Source organism: Thalassotalea nanhaiensis, from assembly GCF_031583575.1.
GTDB lineage: Bacteria > Pseudomonadota > Gammaproteobacteria > Enterobacterales > Alteromonadaceae > Thalassotalea_A > Thalassotalea_A nanhaiensis.
The window spans coordinates 848,089-865,886 of the sequence record NZ_CP134146.1 but is presented as its reverse complement, the minus strand read 5'-3'; the positions used below and the strand labels follow the sequence as shown (position 1 = coordinate 865,886).

The window sequence follows — 17,798 nt, the reverse complement described above, 5'->3', positions numbered from 1 at the left end:
TTTATTGACCTTTTTGCGCTAATTGCGTCTCGGCATTTTCTGCGTCATCGTCTTGACCATCTGCATCAATCAAAGCAAGTTTCATCCCTGATACAGGAAAATCTAATGCTGAAGTGATCAACAGTTCGCCTTGCTCAAGCCCTGCTGAAACAACTACTTTGTCACCTTGTTGGCGTACAATAGAAACCGTTTTATAGCGCAACTTAAATTCTTCGTCTAACACTGCAACTTGATTGGCGATAACTAAATGTCTTGGTACTAGCACTGCTGATTCCATATTAATACCGGCAATATGAGCATTTACATAAGTACCATAGCGAATTGGCGTAGTACCATTTTTTAAACCGTAAGGGTCTTGAATTTCTGCAACCAGATAATTCATTCTTGAGCTATTATCGATAACCCCTTCTGAGCGCGCTATTGTTGCATGCCATTGCTGCTTTTTACCGGAGTAATCACTGCTCAATATAACTTTAGCTTGCTCACCACTTGCCAATAAAAACTGCAATTGATTATCTGCAACAGGCAATCTTACCTTCGCAACCGAAACATTAAGAAGTTTTCCTAATTTACTACCCACACCAACAAATGAGCCTAAGCCAATTTCTCGGCTAGCTATCATTGCATCATATGGAGAGATAATTTTAGTTCGTTCTAAATTTCTTTTTGCGCGTTTTACCGCAGCTTGAGAGGCTTTGACTCGTGCCATTTCTTGAGCAAGTTGAGGCTTACGTAAACTAAGCTCTGTTGGGGATGTATCTTTAATTCGTTGCCATTCTCGTTCAGCAACTTTACCTTGAGCTTTCTCCAGCTCAAGCGATGCAATAGCAGAGGCGTAATTTGCCTGTGCTTCAATAAGCGCAGCTTCATAGTCACTAGGGTCAATAGTTGCGAGTATTTGACCTTTTTTAATAAAACCACCACGGACGAAATCGTCTGACAATGACAATATTTGCCCACTTACTTGCGCAACCATTTCTGTTTCGTACTTTGGTTGCACTACACCGTAAGAAGTCACATCCAAGTTAATTGGCATAACATCGACTTCTTGTACTGAAACAATTGGTGTTAAATCAACGTCCTTTTTCTCTTCAGGCGGTTTCTTCATCGAAGAGAAAAACATCATTGCACCAACACCAGCGATTAAGACTATGATTGGAATGATTATTTGTTTTTTCGTGGCCACAACTGCTCACCTTAGTAATTTTACTTATTTGCCGCGTATTTTACGCAAATTGTAAAAAAATGTAATCAAGCAAAATGTTACGAGGTATTACAAATAATATATTTGTACAAAACTAACGATATTTTTCAAAGTAACTTATCTCAACAGGTACACAGTTTAAGACATTTTTCACGACTCTAAAGTTGATAACCCCTTGAATTTAAAAGGCCCATTAACGATGTTAACGGGCCTTCTTTATTTGATGGTAAAGCTCAAATGATCAGACTTTAATAAATATCTTATGGCGATACATCCAGGCCAGTAATAGCCATTGTAGTAACAATAAAAACACAATAGTCCACAATGCTTGCCAGCCTTCACTAAGGGGAGACAATATTCCGCCAAAAAAGCTGTTCACTAGATATTGCCAATTCATTAACGATGTACCAAGGTAAATTATGATTGAATTCATCCCAATAATAGCAAAAGGCTTGGCCCATGTTTGCCAGTTTTGCATATCAATCAACCAATAAAACAGCGCTAAAAACAATGTACTCCAACCACAAGTCACTAATACGAACGTTGGTGTCCACAATGTTTTGTTTACCGGTAAAAACGAGTTTAATAACCAACCCGCGCTTAATGAAACTACACCAATAATGAGTAAATTACGTAGCAAGACATTAGCAACTTGTTTCTGTTTACTCATTAATCGGCCGATAAAAACACCAACTAAACAATTTAATATCGAGCCTAAATTTGACAATAAACCTTCAGGGTCAACCGCTAAGTTTTGATAACGAATACCCGGTAACATCGTTTGATCAACCCAGGCATTAATAGAAAGTTCAGGGCCTAGATTACTGCCACCAAAATCACCAATACTAACAAATGATAAAATTATCCAGTAGCCAACAAATATAGCGGCGGTAATATAAAGTTGAGTTTTTGTTTTAAAGTGCCAAACCAGCATAGCAGCAACAAACCACGCCAAACCAATGCGTCCGAGTACACTTACGTATCTTATCTCGCCAAAGTCTGCAGGAATACCAGTGCCCCAACCATGGTTATAAAGCACACCTAATACGATTAGTAACACTAAGCGTTTTATTGCATGGCGATATTTTTCATTTTTTTGCTGCTTAGATAATCCAGCTATTGGTTTTGCTGCAAGACCAAGGCTCACGCCCGAAAGTAAAATAAATAATGGGAAAATTAAATCGTAAAATGTAAATCCATGCCAAGCTGAATGCAGCATTTCATTAGCGGCTAAATTAAAAAATGATAGACCGGTAATTATAAATAATGCTGAAAATAGTCCTTCCGCTCCCAGGATCCAGAACATGTCAAAGCCCCTAAGAGCATCTATTGACAGTAAGCGTTTAGTTTTTTTTGTTTTTATTTCGGTTTCAATATTAGACATTTAAGCAATCTTTGACTTCAATGGGACAATATAATCTATACTAAGTAGGAAAATATTTACAGCAATTAAACAATATCTATATTGCATAAATTATGATTATATATTCCTTTGCGAATGTATATTTATGGGATAACCCCGGTGATGCTTAAAAAAATATCAATAAATACATTAATGAAATGGTCATGGTTTCTTTTGACGTTATTGATGATAATCATCACTATAAATTATCGCTATCATGTTGAAATACCGACTGAAGAACGGGCTATCCAGAAACTGTATAAGCGAGAATTAAACGCTCTTTATTACTCTCTAAGACAAACATTTAATAATTTGTACATGATGAACAAGGACTATGCGCTTTGGGACGATACATATGCATTTATTACCGACCAAAACAACGAATATTTAATTAGCAACTTTGCCGATCAAACGTTTATTAACTTAGGAATTGATGCGGTATTTATTGTCGATCTTAACGATAATATCCTATTCAAAAAAGGTTGGGATCATAGTCGTGAAAAGCCTCTTGAGTTTAGCAAATTGGATGAAAACGGAAAATTTTCGTCCGCTAACTTACTCAACTATAAGAATGGTAGTGATGCCAATCCTGTGGGTTTGATCAGCACAGAACATGGCGCGATGATATTTAGTGCTTCCAATATTACCGACACTGATGCAATAAAGAAAAGTAACGGTAAAATGGTATTTCTCCAGCGCTTTGATCAAAATACGGCGGATATTCTAAGTAAAGAAACGCAACTAAGCCTAACAATCATTCCCTTTAGCCCTAAATATAAGCACACACAAAAAATAAACTTGATGCTTCAAGATAAAGACATTCAGTCATCTGACAATTGGTTGGTGGAGGACATTAACCAACAGCCCTTATTTGTGCTTAATGTAAAGCACCAACAAAAATACGCTCCGAAAATTTTAACCACCGAGATTATCATCTCTATATTAGTGCAAGTAAGCATTTTAGCGTTTATGTACTTGTTGATACGACAACTGTTTTTAAAAGCAATTAAAAACATCAACAGTGAAATTACCACGATGGCGAATACCAAATCCATAGCGCCAATAGAAAGCCACACAAAGATCACTGAATTTCAATTTTTTTCTACCGAGTTTAATCATCTGGTCAACACAGTAAAACATCAGCAACAACAATTAGAAAAACTGAGTACAACAGACTCTCTCACCCAAATCCCCAATCGCATGGCATTTGAACAACATTTCGCTAAAGAATGGGCACACTTACAGCGTAATAATACTCCGTTTGCTATCGTAATGTGTGATATTGATTACTTTAAAAAATACAATGATTCTCTCGGTCATTTACAGGGTGACGAAGCCCTCAAACAAGTAGCAAAAGCACTGGCTATGTCGAGCCGTAGAATTAATGATATTGTTGCACGTTACGGCGGGGAAGAATTTGTAATATTATTCGGTGGGATTGATTTTGCCGGACTACAAATGAAACTCAATGAAATTATCGAGAGCATTAACGCCCTTAATATCGCTCACCCTGATTCAGACGTTGCACAGCACATCACATTAAGTTTAGGTGCAACATTAATGACGCCCCCAAGAAACATTGATGAACAACCTAATTTGATCCGCGCAATGAGTATTGCCGACAATGCACTTTACCTCGCCAAAAGCAAAGGACGCAACCGCGCCGAAATTGCTATTGATAAATAAACGACTACAATCAAAAAAACACTTAAAAGAACTCCTATTATGCTCACAAGAATCCGAATTTTTATCCGAAACCTGCAACAAGACAGCGTTGTAAATAACACCCTCTCCCTTGAAATAGCCACTGCGGTATTACTGTTTGAAGTAATGCGTGCTGATCATAAATATGAAGAAGAAGAAAAAGCAAAACTGATAGAGCTTTTGCAACACCATTTTCAGTTAGATAAAAGTGAAGTTAATGATGTATTAGCCCTTGCTGAAGATGAGTCACATCACGCTAATGACTTTTACCGTTATACCACATTAATTAACGAACAATATGAACTGAGCGATAGAATCAAAATTGTTGAGTTGTTATGGAAAGTTGCCTATTCAGATGGACATTTAGATGTCATTGAAGAACACATAATCAGACGAATTGCTGATCTATTGCATTTACGCCATGGTGAATTTATTCAATGTAAATTGAAGGTGCAAAATCAACATTCAGAGGGCTAAAAAATACCGCACAGTTAAAGCATCATGCTACAATTGCGCCGTTAATTATAATCATTAGGAAACCCAATGGCAGAAATAGGCAAAATCAATACGCTAAAGGTCGTTAAACTCACCGAATTTGGCGCCTACTTGGATGGTGCGGACTTAGGCGAAATACTTTTACCGACTCGCTATTTGCCAGATGGTTGTGCTGAAGGCCTTGATGTTAGCGTGTTTATTTATTTTGACTCTAATGATCGCCTTATCGCTACAACTGAAACACCTAAAGGCCAAGTTGACGACTTCGTCAGCTTAAAGGTATTACAAGTAAATAATACTGGCGCTTTTTTAGATTGGGGCTTACCTAAGGACTTATTAGTACCTTATAACCAGCAGCATCATAAAATGGTTGTTGGTAAATACTATTTAGTAAAGATTTATCGTGATATACAAACTGACCGTATTGCGGCTTCGAGCAAGTTAGATAAATATCTAGATATATGGCCAGCGAATTATGAAATTGGCGAACGCGTAAACCTAACCATTGGTGATAAAACAGATCTAGGTTTTAAAGCAATCATCAATGATAGAAATTGGGGTTTGTTATACGATAATGAGATATTCCAACCATTGAGAGTTGGTAAAAAAATATTAGGTTACGTTAAAACTATGCGCAGTGATGGCCGAGTAGATCTAACCCTAACACGCCCCGGCATTGGTAAAGTAAATGACTTTGCACCAACCTTTATCGCATATTTACAAGATAACGATGGGTTTAGTGCAATTAACGATAAAAGCTCGCCTGAGCTTATTCAACAAACTTTTGGTGTAAGCAAGAAAACCTTTAAAAGCACTGTTGGAAATTTATTTAAGCATGGCCGAGTCAGCATTGAAGCCGACGGTATTCGTTTTGTTAAAAACCCACAACCGAAAAAGCCAGCAGCAAAAGTTAACCCAAATAAGGGTAAGTCTACCCCAGATAAAACTAGTCGTGGAAAATCAAACAAATCTTTTGCTAAAAAGCCACAATCGAGTAAACCGAAAACTTATAAGAAACAAGCTAGCGATAAAGCGAATCCGTACAAAAATAGCTCTAAATAGAGTTTAAGATTTGTTAATGAGATAAATGGGCGCCTTGGCGCCTATTTTTTTGAGGAATGGTTAAGTTTTTATTATAGAAAACTTATGCATCAGCAAAGTAACAATAATCGCGACCATAGCTAATGACCAAACTATTGCAGAGCCACTTGGTAAATCCCATGTTGCCGAGGCGATTAGACCAATTAAATAAGCTAACACGCCAATAAGGTAGGCAAAACGCGTTTTAAACCTTGCCAGCTTTACTGTAGCCAACGCTGGAATAATCAACGTACTGAACACTAGAAATACACCGACCATTTGCACTGAGCTGGTAATAGCAATAGCGAAAATAAAGTAAAACCATTTGCCAGATAATAGCACTGGTTTAAATACCATAAGTGCAACAATGCCAGCATATAGAGCCATATGAAGATATAAGTCTGAAAACGTCACCCAAAGAATTTGCCCTGATAATACTTGTTTTAATAAATCACCGCCATGGGGATCATTGGCAAGCAATAAAAACGCTCCGGTTGCTGACAACACATATAAACAACCAATTAATGCTTCTAACTGCTGCTTTGCAAAGCGTTCAAATAAAGCAATAATTCCAGCGCCACTTAAGGCAAACAGAGCAGCAACAATATAATTGGCACCGGGTAAGTGATGACCAATATCAGTTGTTTGTACCACTACAGCGCCAAGCCCGGCAATTTGAGCAATGGCTAAATCAATAAATATAATCCCTCGCTTTAACACCTGATAGCCCAAAGGCACATGGGTGCTAAGCACCAACAGGCCAGCAACAAATGCCGGGAGTAAAATATCAATTAATTCAACCATTAAACTTTAACCTTATTACTTCTGTTCTAACGACAACAATAGCATTGAAATATGCTGTTCCATCATAGTAAACAAATCAACGCTCTGTTTATTGCCACCGACCGTATAAGGTAGTTGCAGGCTTACAATATCCGTCTTATCTTGCAACCAATCTGCAGCCTTTGCATCTTGATAACTGGTATATACGACCAACTTCACCTGCTGTTGATTCACAATATCAAGTACACTGAGTAAATGAGAGCTGGTAGGTGGCAAACCGGGTTTAGGTTCTAAATCACCAACTTGTTGCATGCCTAAAAACTCAAATAAATACTTAAATGATGAATGGTAAGCAACTACCTTCATACCCTGCAAAGGTTCAGCTTTTTTCTGCCATTTAGCCGTGGCAGTTTTCCAGCGTTGGCTAAAATCTGCTAGATTTTTCTGATAAACAGCAGCGTTTGGACCATCGAGTTGCACTAACTTTTCAGTAAAAGACTTGGCCAGGCTAGCCACTCTAAATGGGTCTAAATGTACATGCGGGTTACCCAATACATGGACATCCCCCATCGAGCGATCAACCTTAACCGGGATATCCAGGTTTTCAACATGATCAGATGCTAAAAATAAACCTTTCTCTGTAGATTGAACATCACGATTATTAGACTTCATTTGCAACATTGGCAACCAACCTATTTCTAAGTCGGCGCCAGCACAAATAACTACATCCGCACGACGCATTTTAGAAATCAAGCTAGGTCTTGCTTGTACAAAGTGAGGATCTTGTTTAGCAGTAGTTGCACTAAATATATTCGCATCGTCCCCTGCCAGCTCTTTAGCCAGCGCTGCATATTCAGGTTCACAGGCAAATATATTCAGCTGTGCCTGAGCTGGTAACATTGTTACCAGCAATGCAGTGCAAACTAAAGCAAACTTTTGTTTAAAATTGATGCGCACCATGAGCTCCTAATGCCATATTAAATTGTAGCGTAACTTGGTCGTCAGTGAAGTGTTCTACCGACTTATCCTGACTGTATTGCAGTCTAATCGTTGAGAAGTGTGAATGGCGATACTCCATCATAGCCGTAGATACTTTCGGCTTAAAGCCATCCGAATAAGGTTCATCAAAATCTATCTCAGAGTAACGTAAACCCGCAGCCCAATTAGGACTAAATTGATAAACACCGCTCACATAAAAGCCGGTGTGCTCAACGTCAATTTCATCATGATGCTCTTCATCAAACACATTTATGTGTTCTTCGTGCTCTTCTTCATGGTGCAATTCGCCTTTTTCTTCAACGATGAAGTATTCGGCAGAAAGTGCAAAATTTTGATACTTGTAATTACCGTTAGGAGCCCACTTCCACGTAGCATCTACGATGTAATAATCTTTGTCACCACTAAAGTCACAGGCGCCAAATGCTTCACCATGTTCATCTTCTAAAGCATGAGGTTCGTGATCCTCTTCTCCATGGTCATGACTACTACAATACTCTTCATCGTTTTTAAAACCGATATAAGATGCCCCTAACTGCCAGCTATGAGATTCATTGAAATCTCCGCCGGTTTTTACAAACAGTGAATGCGCCCCTACTCCTTCGCCATCAGAATAAGCTGGCATTGTTGCGCCTTTAAACACTTCGGTCCCTAACTCAATATAGGTTTCCGTTGGCGCTAACCAAGATAAACGAGCGCCATCATCATAATAATGGCCATTCATAAATGCTCGATAAACTAATGGTCTGTCAGCAAAGCTGTCGGTGTGCGCATGTTTGCCATTTAAATAACCTACATTTGATAGAAATCGTCCAGCGCGAAAAGATAAATCATATGGCATAGCTGTGGTTTGAATAAATGCTTCTTCAAGCTCAACCTCGGTTTCACCATCGTGCTCATCTAACACCATAGTTACTTTACCGAAAAACATATCATCGATAGGTGCACTGATAGCAATTTCAGTATGGTCAGTCCAAAAGCCATTTTTTAGACCTGCAGCATGGTCATCAACTCCGTAGCCGGCAATTCCTTGGAAGTCTTCTCGTTCTGTATAACCAACATTGATAATGGCACTTACGTTAATATCGTCTGTAGCCGCATGTGTTTGAGCAGCAGCAACACCTAAAACTACCGCAGTAGTTAATTTACTTAATTTCATTAAATTGATCCTAAAAATTTGGTATTAAATTACTCAGCAATTGATGAGTAACGTTAAAAATAAAATTTAAAGGGTGCTGGGCGGTGCCCGTGAAGAATAAAACGTTATGCGTACGTTAGGTTTAGAGCGGTAATGTTGCGCATGGATTGAAGCCGTGTGATAAGGCTCTAGAGTTTGCTCATCGCCATCAATAATATAATCATCATCCATAACAGACGATAAACACACCTGACAGTGAACATCTTCAATTGAAAAGTCGTGCTCGGCTAAATGACTACTTTGAGCTAACGGAGAAAACAATAAAATAGCTGCAATGATAATTGCAGATAGCATATTACTGTTTTGTTGGAAGCGTTTAAAAATCATAGTAGTTAAGTATAGTAGATTTGATTAATTCAATATTAAGACTGTTTTCTATTTTGTTATAATATAACACTAAAACAATTAAGCCAAACTAATTTTGTTATGTATGCAATGAAAAATAGTATAGGCTGAGTTATCTCATAAGAATAAAAGATAACTAGATATGACGTCATCCCCCCTTATTTTGCCCATGCTGTCTTTGATGGTACTTACCTTTTTTGTATGGGTATACATGTACTTTTTAAGATTGCGCTATGTAATCGCTCATAAGATAGCTGCTCAACAATTGCATTCTCCGGAAAAAATCCCTGAATTATTGCCTGAAGAAATAAATAGACCGGCAAATAATTTAAAAAATTTATTTGAACTACCGGTCATTTTCTATGGCCTTGTCATATTAGGATTACTTACAAATATAAATACACCAAGTGTAACTTATTTAGCCTGGGGGTTTGTTGGCTTAAGAATAATTCACAGTTTTATTCAATGTACCAACAATAATGTAATGCAAAGGTTTAAAGTTTATATGCTAGGTGCAATTTGCCTATGGGCTTTATTAGTAAATGTTTTTATCATCTTAATTTAATGGAATAAGAAAGTGACTGAGCAACGAATCACCCTAAAGATCGAAAACAATATAGCAATTGTTAACTTAAATAGAGCTGATAAACATAATGCTATCGACATGGCAATGTTTCATGCATTAGATAAAGTAAGTAAAAAATTAAGCAAAAACAAAGCAATAAGGGCAGTGTTTCTATCTGGCAATGGCGAAGATTTTTGTAGTGGTTTGGATGTAAAGTCAGTACTGAAAGCTAAATCGAATATATTGCAATTACTGTTTAAATTTATTCCAGGCAACTCCAACCTCGCGCAACGTGTCAGCACAAACTGGCGTAAAATCCCAGTTCCTGTGGTAGCAATTATTCAAGGAAGATGTTGGGGTGGTGGATTACAAATTGCCCTTGGCGCCGACTTTAGAATAACTACGCCTGATGCTTCTTTATCGATTATGGAAGCTAAGTGGGGGCTTATACCTGACATGGGGGCAAATCTTGCACTAAGAGAGTTGGTTAACATTGATATTGCCAAGCATTTGGCTATGACAGGCGAAATAATTAATGCCCAGCAGGCACTTAAGTACGGGTTAATAACGCAAGTTAGTAACGATCCTTATCAGGCAGCATTAAGGTTGATTGAACCTGTTATTGAACGTTCACCAGATTCAGTTGCTGCCGTAAAAAAACTTTATAACAATAATTGGCACAAAAAGTCCTGGCATATGCTCGCCAAAGAAAGTTTATATCAAATAAAAGTAATCTTAGGAAAGAATCAGCAGCGGGCCGTAAAAAAGCAACTAAGCCCTGAGCATGCTAAAGATTTTGACAACCGACAAAACTGGTAGTGTCGTCGGCTCTAAATTAGTTAAGCTTTTTTGTTCGGCTTTTTAAGATGTAGTAGGTGAACGCCACCAAATATTAATATTTGCAAATAATGTTTCATATTGTCACCTTCTGCTTCTTCAACTCTTTTCTTGAAAAGAAAACACTCAATTAGATGAGCAATAGGCAATACAATAAGTACCCAGTGTAGAACATGCTCTAAGCCCTGTTCAAATGGCAAAACTAAATTGTAAAAACAGGCTAACCACAAAGCCACGATAATTAATTTCATAAACACTCCAAAAAAATTTCGATAATTTTATGCCAATAAACGGGCACAAATCAAACTAATATAAGATAAGCAATAAAGCCTAACCAAGATATAGCCAACAAAACCCAAGCTAACTTGGACTGTTGCACGTCTTGTAGCTCAACGGCATTAGTCTCGCTATTTTGTGACTTTGCTTTTTGTTGCTTCTTCTTGGCTTTGTCTGCATCTCTAGCTTTGGCTTTTTGCTGCTTTTTATATTGCTCAATGCCCTTTTGGATACCTTGTGCAATTAACTTTGTTTGCTCTTTGGTTTGGCCTGGCTTTTGTATGCTTTTAGCCATAGTTTCAGCTGCCTTAATACTTTCTGATGATGGTGCTTTTGTTTTGGAAGTCATAAATTAATGCATAATTAAAAAATCAAAGAGTAAAATAATTAGTAAATACTTTATACAGTTCTGTTCCTTGATTTACACTTGCCGAAGCAAAATGTAATACAGGAATCACGTCTTCATCTAGTGTGAGGTAATGCAATGCATCACCGTCACCATAGTTATCCATACGTAATATTCTGGCTAAAGGCTCACCTTGTTTCAGTATTTGGCCAAATTCACCTAAATAGTCCACCATGCCCCCCATAGGAGAATAATAAACTTTATAGTCTTTAAGATAGCACGCATAACGTGTCATTTCTGCAGGTTGATAATCACTACCGTTAATCACATCTTTATGTTGTAAATAAGATAAAATACTTTGAGCATCTATCAGCGCTTCATCCAAATTTATTAATTCTTGAGACCCTAACTCAACAGTAAAGCTCTCTTTACCAAAATTCAGTTCTCGACCAAGTTCTGCAAATTTTTCAGTTAACGTCCACCAGGGACAAAACGTCGCCTCATCAAGAGCGCCGGCAAAGTCATTTGGTATTAATATGGTATGTTCAATATTAAAATAACTTGCGCTTTGTTGTGCATATTCAGCGCAGTACAAGTGCTTTGAAGATATAGGGCCGGTATGTAAATCGAGTACGATATCGTGTTGTAACGCCATTTGTTGTAAACGGTAAGCAATGCGACGACCGGTTGTTAAACCATAATTATTATGATCTAATTTATTGTCTATATCATTTAGCATCAACTGCTTAAATTCAGTTTTAATGGTATCAATATCGCTGTCACTGTGTTTATTGATTACCTGCTCAATTAACGTTTCATCAAAGTGATACATACGATTCCAATTAACCCCGGTAATAGGGTCAAATCGGCCTAGAGTGTACTCACCATTTTTATGATTACAGCCAACCGGATTCGCATAAGGCACTAAAGTAATATTACCATTTAAATTACTCTTCTGTAGTAATTCTAATAATTGATAAATTACGGCGTTGCCCTGCACCTCTGCCCCATGGATATTGGCTTGTATATATACAGAAGGCCCTTCACCAGAGCCGGTTAACCGATAAACAGGAATAGTGAGTGAGACACCACTTGCCATCTCACCTACAGTCAATACTTGCTTGCTAAAATTACTCATTGAAATTAACTACTTTACTAGGCGTACATTGGTACGGCTTTGACACAGCCATTCAGTGATATCCAGATCAGCCGCTAATATTGCGTTATCTGATTCTAGCTCAAGGTGCGATAAAGGCGCACGTAAGGTTGGTGTGTTCAGCACCGCTTGTTTGTGCATCAACACTTTTACCGGAACTGGGTTGGCTTCTTCAAACAATGACGAAATAGCGTTATACCAAACAGGGGTCAGATTTGCACCTTCGCCTGCCAATGATTTTTGCACATATAAATTAGTTGCTTCTGGCCATGCATTTGCACAAACAGAAACTAAGCCTACAGCACCTACCGGAGCTAGGTAAGGTATTAGTGCGTCTTCGCCAGAAAACATTTTCATTTTTGGTGCTGCTGTAGCATAAGCGAGAAACTCATTTACATCACCGCTGGCTTCTTTCATCGCCCATAAGTTTCTGTGTTCAGCTAAATTTTCAACTGTTTTTACCGGAATACTGATACCAGAACGTGAAGGTACGTTGTATAACATACAAGGATGTTTTGCAGCATCAAGTAACGCACTAAACCATTGTGTTTGGCCAATTACTCCTGGTTTTGCATAAATAGGCGCGGTTAATAAATAACTGTGGACAGGTAAATCATTACACGCTTTAATCCAATCAACTTGAGTTGGAAGGTTAAAACCACCCACCGAAACCATTAAAGGTACCGATGGGTTTAAGTCACAAATAAACTTTATAATGTTCAATTGTTCACTTTGTTCAATGGCAAGGCCTTCACCGGTACTACCACATATTAAAATACCATTACCAGCTTGCTGCTGGTCGTCTACAATTTTTGCCAGGCTGTCATAGTCAACAGCGCCATTTAAATCAAAAGGCGTAACTAAAGCTGTCCAAAGGGCAAAATCATTAAGTTGAAAAGTTGTCATGTTAAATCTCATTACTTCTTAATAATACGCAACGCATATTATTAATTTTATCGTTAAGCAGATAATTGTTTGGCTAGGTATAAGACAAAGGAGGAGAGGTCCTTGCACAACGAAGTACAAAAACCAGAAGCTCTCCACTTAAAACTAAACCGACCCTGTTTGGGTATTCGTTTATGTGCTGTTAAGTGACAGCCGAAGGGATTCAACCCGTTCGTCCGACAAAAGCGTTACCTTAATCACTTATGCCTCGGCGCTAATCCCCCTCATCATCTATCAATGGGGTAAAGGCCCCCTAAAGATAACTACCTGGTTAACGCTCCTCTTCTGAACCCTAAAAATAGGGCCGTTCAATGGTGGCTATTTAACCATTTCGTTAAATATAATTCAATGTTTAGCACCGAAAAAGTGAATCAATTTAGCTATAAGTTATAGTAAGTGCACTGTTTTATGATTATTTACTTTACTAATCTATGCTTAATTAAGAAAATAGCGCCTAAATATTTAATTGAGTAAATTTAATGTCATTATCAAACCCATCACAACTATTGCTTCGAAACGAAGATTTACTAGAAAGTAATAACCCACTGGTAGTTGGCTGTCCCGACAATGAATTTTTTACTCACCTTCAAAACGCCTCACCACAAGCGTCGATTTCCAGCTACAACGTAAACTTTGCAGAATATAAAAGTATCAGCTCAAAACATGCAAGCAAGTTAAACTGTCAATTTAGTGAGCACTATCAAGCGACACAATTACACGACTTGGTGATTATCTATTTTCCAAAATCAAAAAAAGAATATCAGTTTTTGCTGGCAATGCTTGCACCAACGCTTACTGATAACGCGGTTATTCTAGTTGTAGGTGAAAATAAAGGTGGGGCTAAGTCAGCCTTAAAATTAAGTAGTGACTACACACTCAATGCAACTAAGGTTGATTCAGCAAGACATTGTATTTTGTTTGAAATAATCTTCAACAACCATGCTCCAGTATTTAATTTAAACAATTGGTATGAGCAGTTTAGCTTAACTGTCGGTGACACTACAATTCAAGTAGCGTCGTTGCCAGGGGTGTTCAGCAGTGGCGAGTTAGATAATGGCACTAGGTTATTACTAGAAAAATTACCAAAGAAAATTTCCGGTAAAGTATTGGATTTTGGTTGTGGCGCAGGGATTATCGGCAGTTTTGTTAAAAAATCATGCCCTAACGCTGACATAGAAATGCTAGATGTAAATGCTTTAGCTGTTGCCAGTACGAATAAAACTTTAGCGCTAAATAACTTATCAGGAAAGGTTTATGCGTCTGATGGTTTATCGAATGTTGTAGGTAAATACAATGCAGTATTATCAAACCCACCATTTCATCAAGGTATTAAAACTAACTACCATGCAACAGAGCAGTTTTTAAAGAGTATCAAGAAACACTTATTAAAAAATGGCACGCTAACCATTGTTGCCAATAACTTCCTAAAGTATGCACCAATTATAAAAGCCGAAATTAGCCAGCCAGAGTTGTTAGCTAACGAAAAAGGTTTTGCAATCCATCATTGCCAACTTAAATAGTGCGGGTTGCTTTTTCAACAAAAGTAACAAACAGCTAAAAATAGTGTTAATTCAAGGTTGATAGCAACAGTGCATTAACCTAAATGCAATCGTATTTTTTCCAAATTCATCTCTGACTAACCTAAAAAACCCTTGCTGTTTACAATTTGTTGCAAATTCAAATTTTGATCTCACAATTTAAGTACAATTATTTATTCTTTAATTTCATAAACTTAACTGGATAAAAGGCAATCTCATTTACATTTTTTAACTTACATTTTTACAACAATTTTACCATTGTATACTTGGCCGCTTGCTCTATCATATGCAACATATATTTTTGAACAGAAAATCAATTGTCTGAAATAACAACGATTTCTGAACAACAAGTGAACAAATATTACTTGTTATAGTTTATTAAACAGAGGTAGATATGATCAACCAAGCACAAGCTAAAATTTTAATCGTTGAAGATGAAGAAGTAACACGCTTGAACCTAAAGAACTTATTTGATGCAGAAGGTTATAATACTTTAGTTGCAGCAAATGGCGAAAGCATGACTCAGCAACTACAAGATAACGACATTGATTTAGTATTAATGGACATCAATCTTCCTGGTAAAAACGGTTTATTACTAGCTCGTGAGTTGATTGAAAAGAACAAAACAGGATTAATCTTTATTACTGGTCGCGATAGCGATGTTGATAAAGTGTTAGGCTTGGAAATTGGTGCTGATGACTACATCACTAAACCATTTAATCCGCGTGAATTAACGATCCGCGTACGTAATTTATTAAAACGTATGGCTCAATCAGAAAAATCAGCGCCTGTAGCAGATACTGCAATGATTGAATTTGATCAATGGCAATTAGATCCGAATTCTCGTCAAATGACGTCGCCACAAGGTAATACTTTCCCTATCCCTCGTGGAGAATATAGAGCATTACGCTTATTGATGGCTAACCGTGGCAAAATTGTAACTCGTCAAGATCTTATCCAAGAAATGACTGGTCGTGATTTACGTGAAAATGACCGTACCGTAGATGTAACAATACGCCGTTTACGTAAGCACTTTGAGACTGATGAGTCTAGCCCTGAATTTATTAACACAATTCATGGTGAAGGCTACCGCTTTGTTGGTAACCTAAACGCTTAATATTGATTATTAATCATTGAAATGGCTAGCTCTGTGCTAGCCATTTTTGTATTTGTACAATGCTAACGTCATTGAGTTCATGCAACTCATCTAAATCTTTAGCTAACTGTTCAAAATTCTGACGTGAATACTCGACATCGCCAGCCTTGTTAAATACCTGTTTTAAACCTGTATTGCCTGATGCAGATTTCAATATATGGCAACTTTCTTGCCAAAGGGAATAGTCTTTAGTGCTGATTGCGTTGCTTAATTGATTTAAGTATATTTTCGATTGTTCAATATATAAATCAACAGTTTGGTTGAACACTTCGTTTCCCAACGCATCCATATATTGTTTTATTAATTCTTTATCAAGAATATCCATTACTTCTTTCTCCGGGAAATATCTAAGTGAATCTTAATTATTATTATCTATAGTTATATTCGTTACTCTTCAAATCGTATTTTGAACCTACATATTTAAAGGTGACGGGGTTTTATTCTGAAAAACATAGCATGAAAAATAAGCTTGTGCTGCATTAAAATACAATTAAAGCCCACAGTTACCAACAAAGAACATCCTTGCAACTAAATACTAACAACATCTTTAGTTTATTAACCTTTAACCCAGTTAAATCCCTTATAAACATTGATTTTAGCTTACAATTCATTCAAAATAACCGACCTTTTTACTAGGTCTTTATAAAAGTAGATAAGTTTTTCTTTTAATCCCTAAAAAAAGATAAAACAATTAGCGAAATTCCGCTAAAATATGCGCCTTTAAAAACATCGCAATTAGTAAATTAACGAACTCATACAGGAAATACGATCGATATGCCTACATCAATGCCAGATATAGCCAACCAAACCGCGGCACAAACCGAAGGTACTCTTGATAGAGTAGGTATGGGTAATATCGAGATGCCAGTAATGGTTGCTGCTAAAGATGAAGCAGAACGTATTGTTTCTGCACATATAGATGCATTTGTTAATTTGAACGATCCAAAAGCGAAAGGCATTCATATGTCGCGCTTATATTTGTTACTAGACGATTTAGCTAGCAACAACACACTAACCTACTCATCACTAACCAATTTACTTACTGAGTTTATTAGCTCTCATGAAGACTTAAGTGATACTGCCTATGTTAAATTTAACTTTGATTACCCAATGCGCCGTGAAGCATTAATTAGTGGTAAAAAAGGTTGGCGTGTTTACCCAGTAACAATTATTGGTAAAATTGAGCAGGGAAAATTAGACATTGAACTTTGTATTGATATTGCTTACTCATCTACTTGTCCATGTTCAGCCGCTCTTGCTCGACAGTTAATTCAGCAGGCTTTTGCCAGCAAATTTGAACAACAAGACAGCATTGCCAAAGAAGATATCCAACAATGGCTTGGTAGTACAGAAGGTATTGTTGCTACCCCACATAGCCAACGTTCTATTGCTGAAATTAAAGTTAAACTTAACTCAATGGTAAGCTCTTTCCCGATCACCGATATTGTTGACACAATAGAAGCGTCACTTCAAACTCCGGTACAAGCCGCAGTTAAACGTGAAGATGAGCAAGAGTTTGCTCGCTTGAATGGCCAAAATTTAATGTTCTGTGAAGATGCGGCTCGTCGTGTCCAACATGCAATGAATTTAATTGAAGGTTATGATGACTTTTGGGTAAAAATCAATCATCTTGAATCTTTACACGCTCATGATGCTATCGCCATCACAACTAAAGGCGTTAAAGACGGCTATAAAGCTTAATCTTTTACATTAGTGAATTTAAAAGTTGGCGTTTCTTCTAATCGAAGTTAGCCAACTTTAATAACGTTTTG

At 37.3% G+C, this 17,798-nt stretch carries 19 protein-coding genes and 1 riboswitch; of the genes, 8 read left to right on the top strand and 11 right to left on the bottom strand.

What is annotated here, in order from left to right; genetic code table 11:
• Position 1: 1 nt before the first annotated feature.
• Positions 2–1,186, bottom strand: a complete 1,185-nt coding sequence (locus RI845_RS03910; protein ID WP_348388447.1) for an efflux RND transporter periplasmic adaptor subunit — start codon at positions 1,184–1,186, stop codon at positions 2–4.
• 259 nt (positions 1,187–1,445) lie between these two features.
• Positions 1,446–2,588, bottom strand: a complete 1,143-nt coding sequence (gene nagX, locus RI845_RS03905; protein WP_348388446.1) for a transmembrane glucosamine N-acetyltransferase NagX — start codon at positions 2,586–2,588, stop codon at positions 1,446–1,448.
• Positions 2,589–2,729: 141 nt separating this feature from the next.
• Here nagX and RI845_RS03900 point away from each other — a divergent pair, with 141 nt between their 5' ends.
• The 3 genes from RI845_RS03900 to RI845_RS03890 all read left to right on the top strand — a co-directional run bounded on the left by RI845_RS03900 (position 2,730) and on the right by RI845_RS03890 (position 5,867).
• Positions 2,730–4,292: a sensor domain-containing diguanylate cyclase gene (locus RI845_RS03900; RefSeq protein ID WP_348388445.1), complete on the top strand. Its 1,563-nt coding sequence runs from the start codon at positions 2,730–2,732 to the stop codon at positions 4,290–4,292.
• A 39-nt stretch (positions 4,293–4,331) separates the two neighbouring features.
• Positions 4,332–4,787: a tellurite resistance TerB family protein gene (locus RI845_RS03895; protein WP_348388444.1), complete on the top strand. Its 456-nt coding sequence runs from the start codon at positions 4,332–4,334 to the stop codon at positions 4,785–4,787.
• Between the two features lie 66 nt (positions 4,788–4,853).
• A complete protein-coding gene (locus RI845_RS03890; RefSeq protein WP_348388443.1) occupies positions 4,854–5,867 on the top strand; it encodes a CvfB family protein in 1,014 nt (337 codons plus the stop codon).
• Between the two features lie 60 nt (positions 5,868–5,927).
• On the opposite strand, the gene RI845_RS03885 is transcribed toward RI845_RS03890, so the two are convergent.
• From RI845_RS03885 to RI845_RS03870, 4 genes are all read right to left on the bottom strand, one after another.
• A complete protein-coding gene (locus tag RI845_RS03885) occupies positions 5,928–6,689 on the bottom strand; it encodes a metal ABC transporter permease (RefSeq protein ID WP_348388442.1) in 762 nt (253 codons plus the stop codon).
• A 15-nt stretch (positions 6,690–6,704) separates the two neighbouring features.
• Positions 6,705–7,625 (bottom strand): metal ABC transporter solute-binding protein, Zn/Mn family, encoded by a 921-nt coding sequence (locus RI845_RS03880; RefSeq protein WP_348388441.1) that lies wholly within the window; start codon positions 7,623–7,625, stop codon positions 6,705–6,707.
• Positions 7,609–8,823 carry a hypothetical protein gene (locus tag RI845_RS03875; protein ID WP_348388440.1) on the bottom strand — a complete coding sequence of 405 codons (1,215 nt, stop codon included), beginning with the start codon at positions 8,821–8,823 and terminating at the stop codon, positions 7,609–7,611. The genes RI845_RS03880 and RI845_RS03875 overlap by 17 nt, the downstream gene beginning before the upstream one ends.
• Before the next feature lie 66 nt (positions 8,824–8,889).
• On the bottom strand, positions 8,890–9,156 hold the full coding sequence (locus RI845_RS03870; protein WP_348388439.1) for a hypothetical protein: 267 nt from the start codon (positions 9,154–9,156) through the stop codon (positions 8,890–8,892).
• Between the two features lie 193 nt (positions 9,157–9,349).
• Here RI845_RS03870 and RI845_RS03865 point away from each other — a divergent pair, with 193 nt between their 5' ends.
• Positions 9,350–9,772, top strand: a complete 423-nt coding sequence (locus RI845_RS03865) for an MAPEG family protein (RefSeq protein WP_348388438.1) — start codon at positions 9,350–9,352, stop codon at positions 9,770–9,772.
• 12 nt (positions 9,773–9,784) lie between these two features.
• Complete coding sequence (locus RI845_RS03860) at positions 9,785–10,591, top strand: crotonase/enoyl-CoA hydratase family protein (protein ID WP_348388437.1); 807 nt, start codon at positions 9,785–9,787, stop codon at positions 10,589–10,591.
• Positions 10,592–10,611: 20 nt separating this feature from the next.
• On the opposite strand, the gene RI845_RS03855 is transcribed toward RI845_RS03860, so the two are convergent.
• Genes RI845_RS03855 through dapA form a run of 4 tightly spaced genes read right to left on the bottom strand, consistent with a single transcriptional unit; the run spans position 10,612 to position 13,293 of the window.
• A complete protein-coding gene (locus tag RI845_RS03855; RefSeq protein ID WP_348388436.1) occupies positions 10,612–10,860 on the bottom strand; it encodes a DUF1145 domain-containing protein in 249 nt (82 codons plus the stop codon).
• A gap of 50 nt (positions 10,861–10,910) precedes the next feature.
• Entirely contained in the window at positions 10,911–11,234 is a 324-nt protein-coding gene (locus RI845_RS03850; RefSeq protein ID WP_348388435.1) for a DUF2956 domain-containing protein, read from the bottom strand.
• A gap of 22 nt (positions 11,235–11,256) precedes the next feature.
• A complete protein-coding gene (locus RI845_RS03845) occupies positions 11,257–12,369 on the bottom strand; it encodes a succinylglutamate desuccinylase/aspartoacylase family protein (protein ID WP_348388434.1) in 1,113 nt (370 codons plus the stop codon).
• Between the two features lie 9 nt (positions 12,370–12,378).
• Positions 12,379–13,293: a 4-hydroxy-tetrahydrodipicolinate synthase gene (gene dapA, locus RI845_RS03840; RefSeq protein ID WP_348388433.1), complete on the bottom strand. Its 915-nt coding sequence runs from the start codon at positions 13,291–13,293 to the stop codon at positions 12,379–12,381.
• 119 nt (positions 13,294–13,412) lie between these two features.
• Positions 13,413–13,625, bottom strand: a riboswitch (Lysine riboswitch).
• A gap of 186 nt (positions 13,626–13,811) precedes the next feature.
• On the opposite strand from dapA, the gene RI845_RS03835 reads away from it, so the two are divergent.
• Both RI845_RS03835 and arcA read left to right on the top strand, forming a co-directional pair.
• Entirely contained in the window at positions 13,812–14,852 is a 1,041-nt protein-coding gene (locus RI845_RS03835) for a methyltransferase (protein WP_348388432.1), read from the top strand.
• 412 nt (positions 14,853–15,264) lie between these two features.
• On the top strand, positions 15,265–15,987 hold the full coding sequence (gene arcA, locus RI845_RS03830) for a two-component system response regulator ArcA (RefSeq protein ID WP_348388431.1): 723 nt from the start codon (positions 15,265–15,267) through the stop codon (positions 15,985–15,987).
• Positions 15,988–16,012: 25 nt separating this feature from the next.
• On the opposite strand, the gene RI845_RS03825 is transcribed toward arcA, so the two are convergent.
• Positions 16,013–16,351, bottom strand: a complete 339-nt coding sequence (locus RI845_RS03825) for an Hpt domain-containing protein (RefSeq protein WP_348388430.1) — start codon at positions 16,349–16,351, stop codon at positions 16,013–16,015.
• Between the two features lie 449 nt (positions 16,352–16,800).
• Here RI845_RS03825 and folE2 point away from each other — a divergent pair, with 449 nt between their 5' ends.
• Positions 16,801–17,727, top strand: coding sequence for a GTP cyclohydrolase FolE2 (folE2, locus tag RI845_RS03820; RefSeq protein WP_348388429.1), 927 nt, complete (start codon positions 16,801–16,803; stop codon positions 17,725–17,727).
• The last annotated feature ends 71 nt before the right edge of the window (positions 17,728–17,798 follow it).